Below are 2,380 nucleotides of genomic sequence, written 5' to 3'. Positions count from 1 at the left end.
CACGGGTGGTTATGACTTTGTGCTATAGTCAAGTCAATAGACTTGTTTAACGAGGAATGCTTGTATGAGAAGAGAAGAAGTTTTACGAAATCACTGGTTTTTTAGTCAAGAGGTGGGGAAAGAAGAGGCCTTGGCGCCGGATTTTCAGAGGGAAAATTGGCAGTCGATTCAAGTACCACATGACTGGAGTATTTACAATGATTTTGATCAGTATTCTCCAGCGCAAAATGAGGGTGGGCAGCTAAATGGTGGTCAAGCTTGGTACCGGACACAGTTTTACTTGGAAGAAGATGTCAGTCTTGTTTCGGTGCGTTTGCTCTTTGATGGGGTTTACATGAATGCCCAAGTCTATATCAACGGGCAAGTGCTGGGCTATTATCCCAATGGCTATACACCCTTTTCTTATGATATCACCCCTTATCTAAGAAACGATGGGACAGCCAACCAGCTTGCGGTTTTTGTGGAAAATCAGCAACCTAGCAGTCGTTGGTACTCTGGTAGCGGTATTTACCGGGAAGTAAAATTGTTGATGACAGATTCGGTGCATCTGGATTTGTATGGGATTAAGATAGAAAGTCCCAAGCTCAAGGAACAAAGAGATAGATGGGTGGAGACTCAGCTTACAAGTAAGGTTTCAAATGATGGCTCTCAGTCTGTGTCGGTGTATTTGGAGCAGAGTATCTGGTATGATGGACAACAGGTTTCAGACTGGCAGGCGACAGACTCTCTAGTGATTGAGTCTGGGGACAAATATTCTTTCCAACAAGCCATATCAATTTTCCAACCTTTGCTTTGGGATATTGACCATCCTTACCTTTACCAATTGAAGACTCGCCTTTACAAAGATGGCATTTTGGTTGATGAAGAAGAGGAGACCTTTGGTTACCGCTATATGGATTGGCAAGTGGATAAGGGCTTCTTTCTAAATGGTCGCTGGTTGAAGATTCATGGGGTTTGTTTGCACCATGACTACGGAGCGCTGGGAGCTGTGGAAAACAGGTCAGCTGCTGAGAGACGCTTGCGCCAGATGAAGGAAATGGGCGTCAATGCTATTCGAATTACCCATAATCCAGCCAGTAGCATTTTACTCGCTCTAGCTGCCAAAATGGGGCTACTCATCCAAGAAGAAGCTTTTGATACCTGGTATGGAGGCAAGAAAGAATATGACTATGGTCGCTTTTTTGAGGAAGAAGCGACTCATCCAGAAGCGAAAGCAGGCGATTTCTGGTCAGATTACGATTTGCGCACCATGATTGAGCGTGGCAAGAACAATCCAGCGATTTTTATGTGGTCCTTGGGAAATGAAGTCAGCGAAGCAAATGGAGATGCTCATTCATTGAAGACTATCAAACGCTTGCTAGAAAGGGTCAAGGAAGTGGATGAGAGCCGTTTTGTGACCATGGGAATGGACGAGTTTCGCTTTGGAGATGGGTCTGGAGGCCATGAAAAGATAGCCGATTTGCTGGATGTGGTAGGCTTGAATTACTCGGAAGACAATATTGATGGGATTCGCAAAAGACATCCTAAGTGGCGACTTTATGGATCTGAAACCTCATCGGCTACAAGGACGCGTGACAGCTATTTTCGCCCAGATAAGGAATGGGTTGGGGATAATCGCCGCGTGCGGAATTTTGAACAGTCAGACTATGGCAATGATCGAGTTCCTTGGGGGAAGACAGCGACGGCTTCTTGGATAGCAGATAGAAATCGGCTAGACTATGCGGGTCAGTTTATCTGGACAGGAGTGGATTATATTGGTGAGCCCACTCCTTGGCACAATCAAAATGACATGCCTGTAAAGAGTTCCTATTTTGGGCTTGTGGATACGGCAGGGATTCCTAAAAATGACTATTATTTCTATCAAAGTCAGTGGTTGGACCTAGATCAGTATCCCATGGTTCATATCCTACCCCATTGGAATTGGGAAATCCACAAGAGTTATCAACAAGTTGTGGATAAGTATGGGGATATCCCTGTTCGAGTGTATTCAAATGCCCGTTCTGTAGAGCTATTTCTCAATGGAAAATCCCAAGGTAGGAAGACCTTTCAGGAAAAATGGACTTCAGACGGTCGAAGATACCAGGAGGGACAAGGTTCTGACCAGCTCTATCTAGAATGGCGATTGGCTTATCAACCGGGAGAATTGCGTGCTGTGGCCTATGACCGTCAAGGTCAGCTTGTGGCAGAAGATAGGGTGGTGACTGCAGGTAAGCCAGCCAAAATCGGGCTACATGCTGAGAAGACAAAACTGGAGCCAGATGGGCAAGACCTCCTCTATCTCTATTTTGATGTATTGGACAAGGATGGAAATTGGGTGCCGACTGCTTCCAATCAGCTTCATTTTGAAATTGAAGGCCCTGCTCTTATTATGGCTTCAAGC

At 45.3% G+C, this 2,380-nt stretch carries 1 protein-coding gene; it reads left to right on the top strand.

The window, feature by feature from the left end:
• Positions 1-64: 64 nt before the first annotated feature.
• The coding region (locus tag HT688_RS10895; RefSeq protein WP_172923788.1) for a glycoside hydrolase family 2 TIM barrel-domain containing protein at positions 65-2,380 on the top strand (2,316 nt) is incomplete at its 3' end.

Origin of the sequence: Streptococcus sp. 1559 (assembly GCF_013276735.1) — a bacterium.
Taxonomy (GTDB): domain Bacteria; phylum Bacillota; class Bacilli; order Lactobacillales; family Streptococcaceae; genus Streptococcus; species Streptococcus pseudopneumoniae.
The sequence above is the reverse complement of the archived record's forward strand: the minus strand, read 5'-3'. Positions and strand labels throughout refer to the sequence as shown.